This is a genomic window from Paractinoplanes bogorensis (assembly GCF_018829635.1).
Taxonomy (GTDB): Bacteria; Actinomycetota; Actinomycetes; order Mycobacteriales; family Micromonosporaceae; genus Actinoplanes; species Actinoplanes bogorensis.
In genome coordinates, this window is the sequence record NZ_JAHKKG010000019.1 from 113,778 (window position 1) to 130,126 (window position 16,349).

Genomic DNA, 16,349 nt, shown 5'->3' on the forward strand with positions numbered 1-16,349 from the left:
AAGTATTCAGCTTCCTCGCAGGGCGGGTGCATGACGCTGGACAGACAGCCCGATACCGTACGGGCTCAGGACTGGCTCCTCGATCTGGCCCAGCGGCACCGGCTCTCTCCGACCCAGCGTCAGATCGTGCAGCGCATGCTCGGCATGTTCCCCGACGTGGCGTTCCAGTCGACGATCGAGATCGCCGAGCAGGCCGGGGTGTCGCAGCCGACCGTCACCCGGCTGGCCACCGCGCTCGGTTTCGCCGGCTATCCCGAGTTCCGGACCGCGCTGCGCGAGGTGGTGCTGTCCCACCAGGGCGGTCCGGCGGTTCCGCACAGCGCCGTCGACCTGGAGATCGACAACCTTTCCGCCGTACGCCGTGAGCTCGACGCCCCGCGGCTGGCGCAAGCCGTCGAGTTGCTGGCGGCCACGACACCGCTCGGCGTGATCGGCCTGCGCGCCTCGGCCGCCCTGGCCGAGTATTTCGGATATTTCGCTCGTCGCGTTCTGCCCGCGGTGCAGGTGCACACCGACGCGAGCGTCCTCGACGACGCCGTGCTGGAGTTGCGGCAGCAGGGCGCGGGGGCGGTGCTCGTCTTCGCCATGCCCCGGTGCCCGGCCGCGACGGTGGGGGCGCTGCGGCTGGCCCGGCAGCTCGGCCTGCGGACCGTGGTGGTGGCCGACAGCCCGCTCGTCCCGTTCGCGGACGCCGCCGACGTGCTGCTCGTGGCCCCCGTCGGTACCGGTCTGCTCTTCGACTCGCACGCGGCCGTGGTGGTGCTGGCGATCAGTCTGCTCGACGCGATCGCCGGCACCGACCCGGAGCGTACGCAGGAAAGGCTCGAGGCCCACGAGGCCTTGGTCGAACGCTGGGCCTTCTAAGCGCCCGGCGTCTGGGGCAGGCACTCGGGCGACGTGCCCACCGTGCGCTGGATCCGCTTGAAGCTGCCGCCCTGGTATTCGTAGCGGTAGTTCAGCGTCAGGTTGGGGCACGACTTCGAGCCCTTGGCGCTGGTGCCGTAGCCGATGACCTCGATGACGCCGTTCTTGATGTTCACCTCTTGGACCACGGGCTCGTCCGCCTTGGCCACGTCCTCGAGCAGCACCCCGATGCGCTGGGCCCCGATCGGGTTGCCGGTGTTCTTGAAGATCTCGATCGTCGACGCCCAGTACGAGGTGGAGGCCTCGCACGTACGGGTGATGATCGTGTCCCGCACGCCGTCCTTGGTGACGTCCACCTGGGTGCCGGCCTGGATCACGATGTCCTGATTGTCGTAGGGGCAGCCCTTCATGTAGGGCACCCACTCGCTGTAGTCTCCGGCCTGGGTCGGCCTCTTCGTGGGCGTGGCCGTTTTGGTGGTCTTGACCGGCTCGACGGCCGGCTCGGTCGTGGGCGGCGTCGTGCTCGGAGCCGACGTCCGCGGGACACCCCCGAACCCGGTGTCCGGCTGTGCGCTCGCGCTCGTGGTGGTCTTCGGTGCCGCGTCCGGCGTCTCACCGCCGCTGCTGCACCCCGCGGTGACCGCGACTACCAATGCCAGGACGGCGACCTTCAAGTTTCCCCGTTGCATTTCCATGCCCGTCAAATTACGCAGCTCCGGGGGATCGTTGCTCCCCGATTTATGCCACCGCGGCGGTTCCGTCGGGCTGGCGACAGAAGCCTGCCCGACCGCCCCTCGGGGCCTACCCTCGCGCCATGGATGTCGCGGTTGCCGGAGCCGGGCCGACAGGTTTGTTCACCGCGGTGGCACTCGCCCGCCGCGGCCATCGGGTGACCGTGGTCGATCGGGATCCCGGACCGGCCGCCGACGGGTCGTGGGAGCGCCGCGGGGTCATGCAGTTCCACCACCCGCACGGGTTCCGGCCGCAGATCGCCGAGGCCCTGTCCGCCGAGATGCCCGAGATGCTGACCGCCCTCGGCGACGCCGGGGCCGGCCAGATCGTCTTCCCGGGTTCCCCGTTCCCGGCCCTGCGGTGCCGGCGCGCGGTGTTCGAGCAGGTGCTGCGGGCCTTCGCCGCCGCCGAACCCGGGGTCGAGCTGCGGTCCGGCCACGTCGACGATGTGCTGCGCTCGGGCGGCCGGGCCACCGGCCTGCGCGTCGACGGCCACGACCTGCCGGCCGATCTGGTGATCAACGCCGCCGGCCGGGCCGCCCGCCTGGCCGACGACCTGCGCGTGCCGGGGGAGGGCGGAGACTGCGGTTTCGCGTACGTCTCCCGGCAGTACTCGCTGCTCCCCGGCGCCGAGTTCGGCCCGATGAACGCCCCGGTCGGCAACATCAAGACCCAGTCGGGCTACCTGGTCGCGATCTTCGTGCACGACCGTCGCACGTTCTCGGCCCTGTTCATCCGTCCCGCCGACGACCGCCGCTTCCTCGCACTCCGCTTCACCGAGGTCTTCGAGACCGCCGCCGCGGCCGTGCCCGCCCTGGCCGACTGGGTGACTCCGTCGCGCAGCACGCCGATCACGCCGGTGCAGCCGGGTGGCCGGCTCCACAACACGTACCGGGGTCAGCTCGACGCGGCCGGCCGGGTCGGCCTGCCCGGGTTGCTGCACGTCGGCGACGCCGTCTGCACCACCAACCCGTCGGCGGGCCGGGGCATCGCCGTCGCGCTGCGCCAGGCGGTGGCCCTGCTGCGCCTGATCGACGAGTATCCGGGCGACCCCGCCGCGGCCGCGCAGGCCTTCGACGAGTGGTGCGACTCCCACGTACGCCCGTGGTTCGACGACCACGTCTACTGGGACACCGACCTGCTGCGCCGCTGGTCGGGCGGCGACGTCGACGTGACCCGCCGGCTGCCCAGCGACCTGATCATGGAAGCCACCGAGGTCGACCCGACTCTGTTGCGCGTGGTCGGCCCGTACATGGCCATGCAGGCCCTGCCCGCCACCCTCGACGAGATCGAGCCGCAGGCCCGGGCCCTGTACGCCCGCGGCTGGCGCCCGCCCCCACATCCCGGCCCGACCCGCGACGAGCTGGCCGAGCTCATCGCGTGATTGCCCGGCCTGGCTACCCTGGCGGCAATCCACTGTAGATGAGGTGCCGGCCGTGAACCTCGCTGCCATTGTGATCTCGCTCTTCGCTCTCGCCGTCTCCGCCCTGGTCGGATTTCGCCAGCTCAGTTCCATGCGGACGGCGAACAGCACGGTGGTGGCCATCGAGCTGCTCACCCGGGAATGCCGCAGCGACGAGTTCCTGATCAGCGAGGAGTTCGTGCTTCGCGAGCTGCCGGGCCTTCCGCTCGACAACGGCCTCGAAGGCTTGTCACCCGAGCAGCGGCGTCACGTCAGCCGCATCGCGCTGTATTTCAGCAGTCTCGGAGCGATGGCCGTGATGGGCGGGATCGAAACCAGGATGATTGTCGGGCTGGTGCCGGCTCGCGCTCGTCGCGCCTGGGCGGCCCTCGAGCCGATGATTCTCGCCGAGCGCCGGCTGGGGACGCCGACATATCTCTCGTTCTTCGAGCATCTCGTCTGTCTCATCGGCGACGCCGACCCGACCCGGCATCACGAGAGGCTCGGGCTGCGCAGGTTGGAGGCTCCTTCCGCCCCAGCTGTCGGCGGTCCGTAAACGTCCGGCCCCGTTCGAGGCGTCTGAGGAGATGAAGGCGCACGAACACGGGGGTGGGCGAGTTGGACGGCGGATTCGAGGAGTACGTGCGAGCGCGCGGCGATGCACTGCGCCGCTTCGCCTACGTGCTCTGCGGCGACCGGCACCTGGGCGAAGACCTCGTGCAGGAGGTGCTGGTCAGGGCCTACCGCCGCTGGCCGTCGATCGAGCACGAGCAGCCCGACCGCTATCTGCGCACCGCCCTGGTCCGCTCCCACGTGTCCTGGCTACGCGTCCGCTCCCATCGCGAGCGCCCACAAGAGATCAACACCGATTTCCCCGTACGCGATGACTTCGCCCACGACCAGGCCGAGCGCGACGATCTGTGGCCGCGCCTGGGCCGGCTCACCCGGGCGCAGCGCGCGGTGCTGGTGCTGCGCTACTACGAAGATCTCGACGACCGCCAGATCGCCGACGTGCTGCGCTGCTCACCCGCCACCGTCCGGGTGCACGCCTTCCGCGGCCTGGCCCGATTACGCGCCGAGCTGTCGCCGACGACCGTGCCCTCCGCTTCGAAGGGAGCAAACCTGTGACGCTGGAAGAGGACCTGCGAACCACCCTGCACGATCGGGCCGCGCGCCCGCCGTCGCAGCCCGACCCCGACCTGTGGGAAAAGGTCGTCGACGGCGTGTGGCGCCGCCGTCGCCGCCACCGGGCGGTCGCGATGGGGGGCGCCGCTCTTGCCCTGGTCGCCGTCGCCACCGTGCCCCCGCTGCTGGCCCATCGCTCCGCTCCGCCCCCGCCTCAGCCCGCCGTATCACCGCCGCCCCGGGTGCAGCAGCCCGACTTCCCCTTGCGACCCGACTGGGTCCCACCCTCCGCGGGCACTCCGACGGTGACGCAGCTCGGCCCGAACAGCCATCTCAGTTACGAGCGCGGCACCTCGGTCCTGAACGCCGAGATCGGCCCGCTGGAGCCCGACTGGGAGGTCGAGGCCACCGACGAGCACACCACCACCGTCAACGGCCGCTCCGCTCTGGTGCATGCCGCCGACACCTACGACGGCGCAACCCCCGGCGACCGCTTCGTCGGTGTGCGCTGGCGACTCTCCGACGGCCGCAGGGTCCAGGTGCTGAGCCTGGGCAACCGCACCGAGGCCGACGTGCTGCGATTCGCGCGGGGCCTGACCCCCGGCACCGTCCCGGCCGCCCCGTCGCCGTTCACGTTCGCGTCGGTGCCACCCGGCCTGACCCTGCAACACCAGAGCGCCGGCTTCGTCTGCCTGGCGCCCCCTTCGATCGTCGCCGAGTCCCGCCAGCCGACCGGCCTGTGCATAGGTGTCACCTCCGAACCCGACAACCGGGGCAGCGCCCCCGACACTGTCACGGTCAACGGCCGGCTGGCCGCCTACTACTCCGACAGCGCAGCCCTCGACGTCGACCTGGGTTACGGCCGCACCCTCCAGCTGACCTGGGACGACAGCGGTCCCACAGCCATGACCCGAGAGGAGGCGCTCCACTTCGCCGCCGGCATAACGGTGCGCTCATGACCCGTAGTAGGTTGCGACGATGATCGACGGCCGCAGTGATCAGCCGCTGCTGTTCCTTGACGTTGACGGTCCGCTGATCCCGTTTCGTGCGCGCGCGGTGGCGCGTCCACACTCCGACCTCTCGGACAATCCGCTGGTCGACCGGCTGGACCCGGCGGACGGGCGCCGCCTGATCGACCTGGGATGTCAGCTGGTCTGGGCCACGACGTGGATGGCCGACGCCAACGAGGTGATCGCGCCCCGGCTCGGCCTGCCCGCACTGCCGATCGTGGACTTCCCGGACGACGATGACGAGCCCAGGGGCGGCCTGCACTGGAAGACGAGCCACCTCACCCGTTGGGCGGCCGAGCGCCCCTTCATCTGGCTCGACGACGAGATCACCGACACCGACTGGCAGTGGGTGCGAGACCACTATCAGGGCGCGGCGCTGCTGCACCGCGTCGATCCGTTCGCCGGGCTGAGCGACGCTGACTTCGCCACCGTCCGCCGGTGGCTCGAGACTCGACGGACCAGCGTCCGCTAGTGGCCGCGGAACGCCTCCTCCAACCACCACGACGGCTTGCCGGGGGCGACCTTCGCGTCCACCACCATCGGCTCCGCGCGGGGACCGGCCAGCCACGCCGCGACCGGCGCCAGGTCGGACGGCTGCCGCACCGTCACCGCCGAGCAGCCGTAGCCGCGGGCGATCGACGCCAGGTCGGTCGGCGGGAACTGGACCGTCGACAGGGGATGGCCGTGCGGCCCGAAATGGTGGACCTCGGCCCCGTACGCCTCGTCGTTGTAGACCACGATCAGCATGCCCACGCCCAGGCGCCGCACGGTTTCCAGCTCGGCGATGCTCATCAGGAACCCGCCGTCGCCGCAGGCCGCCACCGGCACCCGGTCCGGCATGGCCAGTGCCGCCCCCAGCGCCGACGCCAGTCCCAGCCCGACCGACTGGAACGCCTGCGTGAAGCAGAAGCCCCGGTGATCCGGAACGGTCAGGAACATCGACGGGTAGCCCATGAAGTTGCCCGAGTCGACCGCGATCAGCCGTTCCCGGGGGAGCAGGTCGTCGAGGGCGATGCTGAACGTGCGCGGGTCGATGTGGGTGGTGTCCCCGTCGTCGTCGTACGAGACGTCGCGCCACCGGCCTTGATAAACAAGCTTTTCCCGTACGCCCGGAGTCCGGTACCCGAGGTTCGGCTCCGGCAGCGCCGCCCGTACGGCCCGGGCCGTGCTTCCGACGTCTCCGACCACGCCCAGGTCGACGCGGTGGTGGGCGCCCAGCGCGGCCGGGTCGAGGTCGACCTGCACCACCGTGGCCGACGACCCGACCAGCGCGCCGTGCCGGGTCGTCCACATGTTCAGCGAGGCGCCCCACCCGACCACGACGTCCGCGTCCTCGATCAGCGACGCCGCCAGGGGAGTGGCGAACCCGCCGGACACGTCGAGGTTCCACGAGTTGCCCGCGAACAGTCCTTTGGCCGCGGCCGACGTCGCCAGCAGCGCCCCGCACGACGACGCCAGGGAGGCCAGTTTGTCCTGGGCGCCGACCGCACCCCGCCCGGCGATGAAGACCGGTCGTTCGGCCGCGGCGAGCAGGGCGGCCAGCGCCACCACGGCGTCGTCGTTGGCCTGGGGGCGTTCCACCGCGACCGCGGCCATCGGTTCGGTCCGGTCGGCCGGGGACGCCTGCACGTCGAGCGGCAGGTTCAGCACGACCGTGCGCCGTTCGCCCGCGGCCAGCCGCCATGCCCGTACGGTGTCGGAAACCGCCGTGGCCGCCCCGTGCACCCGATCGCTGGACGCTCCCACCGCGCGGGCCAGCGCCTCCTGGTCGACGCGGAAGTTCGAGCGCAGCGCGGTGGCCGCCGGCTCGGCCGCCAGCACCAGCAGCGGTGTGCGGCTCTTGGCGGCCTCGGCGATCCCGGTCATCGCGTTGGTCAGCCCGCAGCCCTGATGCACGGTGACCACGCCGACCCGGCCGCTGATCCGGGCGTACGCGTCGGCCGCGGTCGCCGCCCCGGCCTCGTGCCGTGTCGCCACGTAGCGGGCGCCGTGCTCCACCAGCGCGTTGGTGACGTGGAAGTTGCCGCTGCCGACCACCCCGAACACATGCCGGGCGCCGAGCCGGGCCAGCGTGGCACCGACCACGTCGGCGACGGTGGTCATCTCTCGACCAGGGCCAGCACGCGGGTCGGGCTGCCGGATCCGCCGACGATCGGCAGCGGGGCCGCGATCACCACCGCCCCGGCCGGCGGGAGCGAGGCCAGGTTCTGCAGCTGGGTCAGGCCGTATTTGCCGGCGCCGAGCACGTACGAGTGGCAGGGGAACGCCGGGTCGAACCCGAAGGCCTGGCCCGCGTCGGTGCCGACCGTTTCCACGCCGACCCCGATCACCGGGGCCTCCTCGGCCAGCCACTTGGCGCACTCGGGCGAGATGCCGGGCGTGTGCGGGCCGGTTTCGTTCGCGTTGAGATAGCCGGCCTGATCGTTCGAGCGGGCGTCCCAGCCCGTACGGACAAGAAGCCACCCGCCCGCCGGCAGCGGCCCGTGCTCCGACTCCCAGGCGCGGATGTCGGCGATCTCGAGCAGGAAGTCGGGGTCGGCCGCGACGCGCCCGGACACGTCGACCACCGCGGCCGGGGCGACCAGCTTGAGCGGGGCGATCTGCGAGACGTCCTCGCCGTCGCGGGCGGTCACCCAGTGCACGGGCGCGTCCAGGTGGGTGCCGGTGTGCTCACCTGTGTGGATGTTGTTCCAGTACCAGGCGGGCCCGCGGTCGTCGTAGCGGCTGATCTCCTCGAGACCGAACGGGATGGTGTCGACGAACGGCGGCGGCAGCTTGAGGATCGGCGTTTCGCTGGACAGCGGCGCGGTGAGGTCCACCACCTCGATCGAGCCGGTCCGGATCGCCCCCACGAGCTCCTGCAGAACGCTCATCACCACTCCACCCTGTGATCACCGCCACGTCGCCCGCAGCCTACGGTGTGCGGGCACACATCCGGGAGCGGCTGTTCGGCCGGGTAGGGGAGTGCCGGAACCTTTACATAGGCCAAGTATTTTGTCGGGCATGACCTACCGCCGCCTCGACGACCCGGAGCGCCTGGACGCCCTCCTGCGGACCGGCCTCGGGGCCTCGCCCGACCCGGCCTTCGACCGGTTCACCCAGATCGTCCGCACGGTGCTGCGCGTGCCGGTCGCCCTGGTGTCCCTGGTCGACGACGAGCGGCAGGTCTTCCCGGGCGCGTTCGGGCTCGGCGAGCCGTGGTTCGGCCGGCGGCAGACCCCGCTCTCACACTCGTTCTGCCAGCATGTCGTCACGACGGCGGCCCCTCTGGTGATCAGCGATGCCCGCACCGACCCGCGGGTGGCGGGCAACCTGGCCATCACCGACCTGTCCGTGGTCGGTTATGCCGGGATGCCGCTGACCGACGCCGACGGTTTCGTGCTCGGTTCCCTGTGCGCCATCGACACCGCGCCCCGCGAGTGGACCGAGGCCGAGCTGGCCCTGCTCGCCGATCTGGCCGCCGCCTGCTCGGACTCGTTGCGGCTGCGCATCGCGACCCGGCTCGCCCACCGCGGCGAAGACAGCGCGCGGGCCCGTGAGCGGGTGGCCGACGCCAACCTCGACCGCAGCCAGGTGCTGCTGCGCGCCAGCGTCGCCCTGGCCCGTACGGTGACCGTCGCGGACGTCTCGGCCGCGGTGCGGGAGCTGGTCACCGGCACCCTCGACCCCGACTACGTGGGTGTGTCGCTGGTCGAGGCCGGCCACATCAGTCTGCGGTCGGGCGCCGACCTGCCGGCACCGGTGGCGGCCCGCTGGGAACGCTATCGGGGCACGGCCCGCACCCCGTCGGCTCTGGCCGTGGCGACCGGGGCTCCGGTGCTGCTGCGCGATCTGGCCGCGGTGGCCGAGCGGGCGCCCGACGCGCTCGCGACCTTCCGCGAGATGGGCTGGCAGTCCGCCGCGAGTGTCCCGTTGCCCGGCCCGCACGGTCCGATCGGCGCGCTGACCTTCGCCTGGAAGGAGCCGTTCACCCTCGACGACGTCGAGCGGGCGGTGCTCGCGGCCCTGGCCGGCTACGTCGGCCAGGCGATCCGGCGCGCCGACTACCTCTACTCCCGCGAACAGGTCGCCGAGCTGCTCCAGCAGTCCATGCTCACCGACCTGCCCGAGGCGGCGCCGTTCGAGCTGGCCGCGCGCTACGAGCCGGCCGCCCGGGGCGAGTACGTCGGCGGTGACTGGTACGACGCGGTGGCGGTCGACCCGGGCGAGCTGGCCCTGGTCGTCGGCGACGTGACCGGCCACGACATGCGGGCCGCGGCGCACATGGGCCAGCTCCGCAGCATGTTGCGGGCCTACGTCGTGGACCGGCACGAGCCGCCGTCCGCCCTGTTGCGCCGTCTCGACAACGCCATGCACGAGCTCGGCGACCGGACCCCTACGACGGCGGTCCTGGCCTACGTCCGTTCCGAAGAGGGCGGCGGGCACCGGCTGCAGTGGGCCAACGCGGGCCACCCGGCGCCGCTGCTGCTCGAGGCCGACGGCACGGTCACCACGCTCACCGGCCGGGACACGCTGCTCGGCTATCACCGGCACACACCCCGCACCAACCACACCAGTGTGCTGTCGCCCGGGTCGACCGTCCTGATGTTCACCGACGGACTGATCGAGACGCGCCACGACGACCTCGACGAGCGCAAACTCCAGCTGCGGCGGGTTCTGAGCGGCCTGGCCGGCGTCCCGCTGCCCGATCTGCTCGACGAGGTCTACCGCCGTCTGGCCGGCGACGACCACGAGGACGATGTGGCGCTGCTCGCACTGCGTACGCCCGGTCCCTGAGGAAATATCCGTGCCCCGGTGGAGGTTGTGCAGGCGGATCTCCTGAAGGGGGACAGAGACATGAAGAACGGCATCCACCCCGACTACCACACCGTCGTCTACCGTGACCGCAACGCCGACTACGCGTTCCTCACCCGGTCGACGGAGAACAGCGACAAGACCGTCGAGTGGTCGGACGGTAAGACCTATCCGGTGATCGACGTCCAGATCTCGGCGGCGAGCCACCCGTTCTGGACCGGCCGCACGCGCGTGCTCGACACCGCGGGCCGGATCGAGAAGTTCCGCGCCAAGTACGCCAAGTTCGCGTCGCCTTCTAGCTGACCGACTCGCGGATCGCGGCGGTGACCGCACGGACGGCCTCGGGGAAGGACATCTCCCCACCCGAGGCCAGCCACCGCCCGTACGCGTTCTGAAAGGTGACCGTCCCGATCTGGGCCAGCAGATGAGCCCGTACGGGATCGCCTCCTAAAGCTTCTTCCATGGCCGCCGTCACGGCGGCCATTTTTGTGCGCTCCCGCTCCTGCAGCTCGGCGCTGCCGTCGATGATCGCCCGGCGCTCGGCCGGCCGGTCGAGCAGCTCGACCATCTGCTCGCCGACCCGGGCCACCGCCGCGAACACGTCACCGCCGCTCGCGCGTACCGCCTCGGCGAGGGCCGCGGGCAGGCGATCCGACCCGGCGAAGAACACCTCGCGCTTGTCCGGGAAGTAGCGGAAGAACGAGCGCCGGGTCAGCCCCGCGCGCTCGGCGATCTGGGTGACGGTGACCGCGTCGTAGCCGTGCTCGCGGAACAACTCGAGCGCGGCCTCGCGCAACCGCTGCTCGGCCCCCGGATCCCAGCGCGCCATGTGATCACCATAGCAAGTGACGTCTCAGGGTGTCATGACGTGCTAGCTTGAGTGATGACACACTGAGTCATCACCTGGGGAGGTCCCATGTCCATCTGGATCCTCGGCGCACGCGGACGCATCGGGCGAGCCGTCGCGACGCGACTGCGGGAGCAGGGCATCGAGCCGGTGCTGATCGGCCGCGAGACCGAGATCGTCACCGAGATCGGACGGCAGCGGCCCGAGGTCGTGGTCAACACGATCGGCGACTACGCGGCGACCGCGCTGACCATCGCCCGGGCCGGTCTGCCGCACGGCGGTCACTATCTCGACGTGGCCAACGACCTGGTCGCGGTGCCGCGGATGCTGGCCGCACACGACGAGGCGGCCGCCGCCGGCAGCACTTTCGTGACGGGGGCCGGGTTCGGGGTGCTGGCCACCGAGTCCGTCGTGGTCAAGCTTTGTGAGGACAGGCCAACCCCTTCCCGCGTACGCGTGGACGCGCTGGCCTCGGTCGGCATGGCGGCCGGCGTCTTCGGGCAAGCCCTGGCCGCCACCACGCTCGACGTGCTCACCTCCGGTGGCCGTCGCTTCTCGTCCGGCCGCTTGGTCTCATCGCGCCTGGGCGCCGGTGCCCGCACGCTGGCTCTGCCGGACGGCACGTCGATCCGCTCGGCCGAGGTCCCGTCCGGCGAGCTGCTCGCGGCCCGGGCCGCCTCGAACGCCCCCGACGTCACCGTCACCTCGGCCCTCGCGCCCGGCTCCCCGGTCGTACGGGCGCTGCTGCCCGCGGCCGCCCGCCTGCTCGCGATCCCGCCCGTGCGCCGGTTCGCCCAGGCGCGCATGGCCGCCATCGCCATCAAGGACACCCCGCGCCCACGCCCGTATTCATGGGGACACGCGGTCGTCGAGTGGCCCGACGGCACCACCCGCGAGGGCTGGCTGCGCGCCGGCGACGGCATGGACTTCACCGCCGCCGTCCTGGCTGAGGCGGCCGTCCGATTGCACGACGGCGAGGGCAAACCCGGCGCTTACACCCCAGCGGCCGCCCTGGGGCCTGACCTGGCGGTGGCGGCCGGCGGGACCTTCGTGCTGTAGCTCACTTCCGCTGCCCCTCCTTCTATGTGTACGTTCGTACACAGTTGGAGGGGATCCTTGGAACGCACCACCGCGCGCCGTCGCAACGCCCTGTTCGCCCTGTTCTTCCTGCCCGGCCTGGCCATCTCGTCGTGGGTGACCCGCACGCCCGACATCCGCGACCTGCTCGGCGCGTCCACCGCCGAGATGGGCCTGGTGCTGTTCGGGCTGTCCGCCGGCTCGATGATCGGCATCCTCAGCTCGGGCCGCTTCGTGGCCCGCATCGGCACCCGCCCGGTCGTGGCCGCCGGCATCCTCACCACGGTCGCCAGCATGCCCGTGGTCGGCGTCGGCGCCGGCCTGCACTCGCCGTGGCTGGTCACGGCCGGCCTGTTCCTGTTCGGCCTGGGCATGGGCTGCGGCGAGGTGGCCATGAACGTCGAGGGCGCCGACGTCGAACGCCTCATCGGCCGCGCGGTGCTCCCGACCATGCACGGCTTCTTCAGCCTCGGCACGGTCGCCGGCGCGGTCATCGGCATGGCCCTGACGGCCGCCCGTTTCCCCGTCCCGTGGCACCTCGTGCTGGTCGGCCTGCTCAGCGTCCCCGTCGCGCTGCTGGCGATCCGCATCATCCCGCCCGGCAACGGCCGCTCGGTTCCGGCCACGGTCAAAACCGCAACCCCTTCTTCCCGTACGCCTTTGTGGCGCGACCAGATCCTCCTGCTGATCGGCGTGGTGGTGCTGGCGATGGCCCTGGCCGAGGGCGCCGCCAACGACTGGCTCCCGCTCATCATGGTCGACGGCCACGGCTTGGACGCCGCCCTGGGCTCACTCGTCTACGTGGCCTTCTCCGCCGCCATGACGATCGGCCGCTTCGGCGGCGGCTGGTTCCTGACCCGCTTCGGCCGCGCCACGGTGCTGGGCGCCAGCGCCGTCATCGGCGGCGTCGGCTTGGTGCTGGTCGTCTTCGTCGACAACGCCTTCGTGGCCGGCGCCGCCGTCCTGCTGTGGGGCCTCGGCGCGTCCTTGGGCTTCCCGGTCGCCCTTTCCGCTGCCGCCGACTCGGGCCCCGACCCGACCGCGCGGGTGTCCCTGGTGGCGACGGCCGGCTACGTCGCTTTCCTGGTCGGCCCGCCGGCCCTGGGTTTCCTGGGCGAGCACTACGGCCTGCGCAACGCGATGATCGTGGTCCTGGGCCTGCTGGCCGTGGCCGCAGTGGCCGCCTTCACCCTGTCCCGCCGCCTGCCCACCACCCCCGGCCCTGTCCCCGATGACGACCTGACAAGCGTCCCCACATAGCTGCCCCGGTTCGCCGTTGTCCACAGGCCGCGGGTCACCCGCCCGCCAAGACCCGCCAAGTTCGCGATAATGGCTGAGGACAGGGCCCCGGGGCGGGCGCCTGTCCGCGCGAGCCTGAGTGCGGGCGGGAAGGCGGTCGATCAGGGTGAATGGCGTGCCGACTTCCACCCGGGACCTCGCCCTTGCTGTGGTGTTCGCGACCCGGGTGACGTCCGGGATCGACATCTTCCTCGGTCGGCTGGACCGGCCCTACGTCACCGATACCTTTGACCCCGGTCAGGGCGTCGAGCTGAAATGGCGTGAGCTGGACGGTATGACACAGCCGGACGATCTGGCCCGGGCCCTCCGATCGGAACTGCCGCTCACCAGGCAACGTATCCAGGCATCGAACCGGCCGGGCGCGAGCGTTGCGGCGACCGCGATCGACGTCATCGCTGTGCTCCTCGACGATTCCCTGGATGACCGGCAACGGGTCGCCGCCGTTGCCGGGTCGGCCCTGCGGGTCGCGTTGGAGATGGATCGGACGGCTGTACGACCACCCATCGGCCGTCGGACCTGGTCGGCCTTCGAACTCCATGGTCAGGCTGATCTGGCCGATCTCGTAGACGACGCGACCGAGGGTTTTCTCCTGAGTTCGTCGACGAACTGCGCGAGGAGGCCGGGGCGGAGTCGATGGTGTACCGCCGGGCGATGACAGAGCTGACCGCCGGCTCATGACCACCTGCTGCGCCACCATTGTTGGCGCGGAGCCGACCGAGGTGATGCCGTGATGGCGAAGTTCCGATGCGTCTGCACGACAGTGATCCAGACGAGCGGCAACATTCCGAACGAGCTCGAATACAAGGTGTTGTCAGACGTCGAATACGATCGGTACGAGGGCATCGTGGATGTCGAGGAGATTTATCTGGCGTCCAGGTCGGCGTTTCTGTGCCCGACATGCGGACGGTTCTGGATCTTCTGGCACGGCATGGGCGAGCCGCCGCGGTGCTATCGCCCCACGCGAGTCCAGCGACGACGCGCCGACCGTGGAAGGTCGCGACTCGCGGCAGTGACGATGGCTCCGAGGCGCGCGGTGACTGGCCACGGCACGGTGGGCGTGGGAGCCGCTTGGCGCCACGTTCGACGGCGTGTCGCTGCGGTCCCACTGGGCGGCCCCCGGATCCGAGCTCGGCGCCCTGGTCGACGACGTGCGCTGAAGGTCAGGGTCGTGCTCGGCGCCGTCCTGTGATCAGCGCGCCGGCCCCGGCCAGCAGCAGCGCCAACCCGGCGGCGGCGACGGGCAGCGTCGACGATCCGGTGATGGGAAGGCTGCCGCCGGCTGCGGGCGGTGGGGTGGCGGTCGACGGCGACGCCGACGGGCGGAGGAAGTCGACGTCGAATCGGACCTTGTCGTTGGTGGCGTCGACCTTCGTCTGGTCGGGGTAGTCCGCCAGGGTGGCCTCGACCCAGGTCGGGAGGCCGAATCGGGTGTCGTTGGGCCAGGCCGGCACGGTGAATGCGAGCCGGTATTCCGCGCCCGCCGCCAGCGAGTGGTCGACCCGGCAGTAGACCGACTCGATCTGCTCGGAGCAGCGGGCGCGGTCGGCCTCCACCTTGGTGCCCAGGTATTGGATGCCGACGAACTTTGTCGACACCCCGAACGCGGGGACCGCCGCCGGACCGTTGTTGCGCACGATCAGCGTGAAGATCAGTGGCTCTTCGGGGACGATCGGCTCGTCCGGCGTGATCGCGGTGACGGCCAGGTCGGCCGGGGTCACCACCGTGCTCGTGAAGGAGGCCGGGGCGCCGCCGACCGTCAATCGGAACGGCAACCGGGTGCCCGGCGCCAGGTCGTCGGCAAACCGGACGGTGACCCGGTAGGTCCAGTTCGTGAAGGTGTCCGGCAGATCGACCGAGCAGTTCACCGTCGGCCCGGCGGCCTCGCACGGCCCGGCGTCGTTCGTGCCCGCCGACACGAAGGTCACTCCCTCAGGCAGGGCGAACTCCACCCGTACGGCTGAGTTGTCCACCGGAGCCCCGACCGCCCGGCCCTGGAACTCGTAGGTTCCGGTGTAGCCGGCGGCCACCAGTTCGGGTGCCGCGTTGAACGAGGCCGCGAAATCAGCAGCCGCCAGTGCGGGCGCGGCACTCAGCCCGAGCAGACCTGCCGTGAGGGCGAGAACGACGATGACCCGCCGGCGAACGTCAGGCACGGGCCCGGCGCCGCCCGATGATCAGCGCGCCCGCCCCGGCCAGCAGGAACGCCAGCCCGGCGCCTGCCAACGGCAGCGCGGACGACCCGGTGATCGGCAGGCTTCCGCCGCCGCCGCTGCCCGGCGTGGCCGGCGGTGTGGTGGCTGTGGGGGAGGGTGACGCCGGGACCTTGGCGAAGTCGACGTCGAACGCCACCTTGTCGTTCGCGGCGTTGATGACCGTGCGGTCGGGGTAGTCGGTTGTCGTGGCCTCGATGCGGGTGATGCCGCCCGGGTAGCGCGAGTCGTTGGGCCAGCCCGGCACGGTGTATTTGAGCCGGTATTGCGCGCCTGCCGCCAGCGGATGGTCGATCTGGCAGTTGACCGCCTCGATCTCCTCGCGGCAGACGGCGCCGTCGGCCTCGACCTTGGTGCCGACGTATTGGATGCCGAGGAATTTCACCGACAGCCCGAACTCGGGGATCTCGGCCGGTCCGTTGTTGTGCACGATCAGCGTGAAGATCAGCGGGTCGTCGGGCTGGATCGTGCCGGTCGGCTCGATCGCGCTCAGGCCCATCTCGGCCGCGCCGACCACGGTGCTCGTGTATTCGGCCGTGTTGTTCTCCGGGTTGGACTCCTCGCCGGCGCCGCTGACCGTCAACCGGAACGTCAGCCTGGTGCCCGTCGCGAGGTCGTCGGCGAACCGTACTTTTGCCTGCCAGCCCCAGGTCGCGGGGCTACCCGTCAGAGTCACCGTGCACGTGACGGTCTGGCCGTCGGGGTCGCAGGGACCGCTGTTGTTGTCGACGAGGGACACGAACGAGACGCCCTCGGGCAGTTCCAGCTCGACCCGCACGGCCGAGGTGTCCACCGGGCCGCTCAACGTCTGCGCCTGGAAGTAGTAGTCGGCGGTGTATCCGGCCGCCACCTGCCACGGCACCACGTTGAACGAGGCGCTCAGGTCGACCGGGGCCTTGGCCAGCGCGGGCCCGGCCGACAGCCCGAGAAGGCCCAGCACCAGGGCGAGAACCGCGACGACGCGGCGGTGGGAAACCATGGGCGGAACG

The 16,349-nt window shown here is 71.3% G+C and carries 18 protein-coding genes; 12 read left to right on the forward strand and 6 right to left on the reverse strand.

All coding sequences use genetic code 11. The features are described from left to right. Positions 1–30: 30 nt before the first annotated feature. On the forward strand, positions 31–864 hold the full coding sequence (locus KOI35_RS43370; RefSeq protein WP_215795594.1) for a MurR/RpiR family transcriptional regulator: 834 nt from the start codon (positions 31–33) through the stop codon (positions 862–864). On the opposite strand, the gene KOI35_RS43375 is transcribed toward KOI35_RS43370, so the two are convergent. Beyond that, on the reverse strand, positions 861–1,559 hold the full coding sequence (locus KOI35_RS43375; RefSeq protein WP_215795595.1) for a hypothetical protein: 699 nt from the start codon (positions 1,557–1,559) through the stop codon (positions 861–863). The genes KOI35_RS43370 and KOI35_RS43375 overlap by 4 nt on opposite strands. Positions 1,560–1,678: 119 nt before the next feature. On the opposite strand from KOI35_RS43375, the gene KOI35_RS43380 reads away from it, so the two are divergent. From KOI35_RS43380 to KOI35_RS43400, 5 genes are all read left to right on the forward strand, one after another. Beyond that, positions 1,679–2,980 carry an FAD-dependent oxidoreductase gene (locus KOI35_RS43380; RefSeq protein WP_215795596.1) on the forward strand — a complete coding sequence of 434 codons (1,302 nt, stop codon included), beginning with the start codon at positions 1,679–1,681 and terminating at the stop codon, positions 2,978–2,980. 52 nt (positions 2,981–3,032) lie between these two features. Next, positions 3,033–3,554 carry a hypothetical protein gene (locus KOI35_RS43385; RefSeq protein ID WP_215795597.1) on the forward strand — a complete coding sequence of 174 codons (522 nt, stop codon included), beginning with the start codon at positions 3,033–3,035 and terminating at the stop codon, positions 3,552–3,554. Between the two features lie 62 nt (positions 3,555–3,616). Next, the gene (locus KOI35_RS43390) at positions 3,617–4,126 is read left to right on the forward strand and encodes a SigE family RNA polymerase sigma factor (RefSeq protein ID WP_215795648.1); all 510 of its coding nucleotides are present in this window, start codon (positions 3,617–3,619) and stop codon (positions 4,124–4,126) included. After that, positions 4,123–5,082: a hypothetical protein gene (locus tag KOI35_RS43395; RefSeq protein ID WP_215795598.1), complete on the forward strand. Its 960-nt coding sequence runs from the start codon at positions 4,123–4,125 to the stop codon at positions 5,080–5,082. Before KOI35_RS43390 ends, KOI35_RS43395 begins: the two co-directional genes overlap by 4 nt. 19 nt (positions 5,083–5,101) lie before the next feature. After that, a complete protein-coding gene (locus tag KOI35_RS43400; RefSeq protein ID WP_215795599.1) occupies positions 5,102–5,605 on the forward strand; it encodes an HAD domain-containing protein in 504 nt (167 codons plus the stop codon). On the opposite strand, the gene KOI35_RS43405 is transcribed toward KOI35_RS43400, so the two are convergent. Together KOI35_RS43405 and KOI35_RS43410 are read right to left on the reverse strand one after the other, a co-directional pair. Continuing rightward, positions 5,602–7,236 (reverse strand): thiamine pyrophosphate-binding protein, encoded by a 1,635-nt coding sequence (locus tag KOI35_RS43405; protein WP_215795600.1) that lies wholly within the window; start codon positions 7,234–7,236, stop codon positions 5,602–5,604. The two genes, KOI35_RS43400 and KOI35_RS43405, sit on opposite strands and share 4 nt — an antisense overlap. After that, positions 7,233–8,006, reverse strand: coding sequence for a cyclase family protein (locus KOI35_RS43410; protein ID WP_215795601.1), 774 nt, complete (start codon positions 8,004–8,006; stop codon positions 7,233–7,235). Before KOI35_RS43410 ends, KOI35_RS43405 begins: the two co-directional genes overlap by 4 nt. 130 nt (positions 8,007–8,136) lie before the next feature. On the opposite strand from KOI35_RS43410, the gene KOI35_RS43415 reads away from it, so the two are divergent. After that, entirely contained in the window at positions 8,137–9,909 is a 1,773-nt protein-coding gene (locus KOI35_RS43415) for a GAF domain-containing SpoIIE family protein phosphatase (protein ID WP_215795602.1), read from the forward strand. A 60-nt stretch (positions 9,910–9,969) separates the two neighbouring features. Further along, positions 9,970–10,230, forward strand: a complete 261-nt coding sequence (locus KOI35_RS43420) for a type B 50S ribosomal protein L31 (protein ID WP_215795603.1) — start codon at positions 9,970–9,972, stop codon at positions 10,228–10,230. On the opposite strand, the gene KOI35_RS43425 is transcribed toward KOI35_RS43420, so the two are convergent. Then, a complete protein-coding gene (locus KOI35_RS43425) occupies positions 10,223–10,756 on the reverse strand; it encodes a TetR/AcrR family transcriptional regulator (protein ID WP_215795604.1) in 534 nt (177 codons plus the stop codon). The genes KOI35_RS43420 and KOI35_RS43425 overlap by 8 nt on opposite strands. Before the next feature lie 87 nt (positions 10,757–10,843). On the opposite strand from KOI35_RS43425, the gene KOI35_RS43430 reads away from it, so the two are divergent. From KOI35_RS43430 to KOI35_RS49425, 4 genes are all read left to right on the forward strand, one after another. Further along, positions 10,844–11,833: a saccharopine dehydrogenase family protein gene (locus KOI35_RS43430; RefSeq protein WP_215795605.1), complete on the forward strand. Its 990-nt coding sequence runs from the start codon at positions 10,844–10,846 to the stop codon at positions 11,831–11,833. Positions 11,834–11,890: 57 nt separating this feature from the next. Further along, positions 11,891–13,111: an MFS transporter gene (locus KOI35_RS43435; protein WP_215795606.1), complete on the forward strand. Its 1,221-nt coding sequence runs from the start codon at positions 11,891–11,893 to the stop codon at positions 13,109–13,111. A 154-nt stretch (positions 13,112–13,265) separates the two neighbouring features. Continuing rightward, positions 13,266–13,805 (forward strand): hypothetical protein, encoded by a 540-nt coding sequence (locus tag KOI35_RS43440; protein ID WP_215795607.1) that lies wholly within the window; start codon positions 13,266–13,268, stop codon positions 13,803–13,805. Positions 13,806–13,880: 75 nt separating this feature from the next. Beyond that, positions 13,881–14,339, forward strand: a complete 459-nt coding sequence (locus tag KOI35_RS49425; RefSeq protein ID WP_498371309.1) for a DUF8617 domain-containing protein — start codon at positions 13,881–13,883, stop codon at positions 14,337–14,339. Here the strand turns inward: KOI35_RS49425 and KOI35_RS43445 are convergent. Beyond that, positions 14,311–15,303, reverse strand: a complete 993-nt coding sequence (locus KOI35_RS43445) for an LPXTG cell wall anchor domain-containing protein (protein ID WP_215795608.1) — start codon at positions 15,301–15,303, stop codon at positions 14,311–14,313. The genes KOI35_RS49425 and KOI35_RS43445 overlap by 29 nt on opposite strands. Next, positions 15,296–16,339, reverse strand: a complete 1,044-nt coding sequence (locus KOI35_RS43450) for an LPXTG cell wall anchor domain-containing protein (protein WP_215795609.1) — start codon at positions 16,337–16,339, stop codon at positions 15,296–15,298. Before KOI35_RS43450 ends, KOI35_RS43445 begins: the two co-directional genes overlap by 8 nt. Positions 16,340–16,349: the final 10 nt, after the last annotated feature.

Bases quoted from the DNA above. Each gene is read 5' to 3' on its own strand.
- KOI35_RS43420 (WP_215795603.1), top strand. From the start codon at position 9,970: ATGAAGAACGGCATCCACCCCGACTACCACACCGTCGTCTACCGTGAC.
- KOI35_RS49425 (WP_498371309.1), top strand. From the start codon at position 13,881: ATGGCGAAGTTCCGATGCGTCTGCACGACAGTGATCCAGACGAGCGGC.
- KOI35_RS43450 (WP_215795609.1), bottom strand. From the start codon at position 16,339: ATGGTTTCCCACCGCCGCGTCGTCGCGGTTCTCGCCCTGGTGCTGGGC.
- KOI35_RS43370 (WP_215795594.1), top strand. From the start codon at position 31: ATGACGCTGGACAGACAGCCCGATACCGTACGGGCTCAGGACTGGCTC.
- KOI35_RS43380 (WP_215795596.1), top strand. From the start codon at position 1,679: ATGGATGTCGCGGTTGCCGGAGCCGGGCCGACAGGTTTGTTCACCGCG.
- KOI35_RS43425 (WP_215795604.1), bottom strand. From the start codon at position 10,756: ATGGCGCGCTGGGATCCGGGGGCCGAGCAGCGGTTGCGCGAGGCCGCG.
- KOI35_RS43430 (WP_215795605.1), top strand. From the start codon at position 10,844: ATGTCCATCTGGATCCTCGGCGCACGCGGACGCATCGGGCGAGCCGTC.
- KOI35_RS43400 (WP_215795599.1), top strand. From the start codon at position 5,102: ATGATCGACGGCCGCAGTGATCAGCCGCTGCTGTTCCTTGACGTTGAC.
- KOI35_RS43415 (WP_215795602.1), top strand. From the start codon at position 8,137: ATGACCTACCGCCGCCTCGACGACCCGGAGCGCCTGGACGCCCTCCTG.
- KOI35_RS43410 (WP_215795601.1), bottom strand. From the start codon at position 8,006: ATGAGCGTTCTGCAGGAGCTCGTGGGGGCGATCCGGACCGGCTCGATC.
- KOI35_RS43405 (WP_215795600.1), bottom strand. From the start codon at position 7,236: ATGACCACCGTCGCCGACGTGGTCGGTGCCACGCTGGCCCGGCTCGGC.
- KOI35_RS43375 (WP_215795595.1), bottom strand. From the start codon at position 1,559: ATGGAAATGCAACGGGGAAACTTGAAGGTCGCCGTCCTGGCATTGGTA.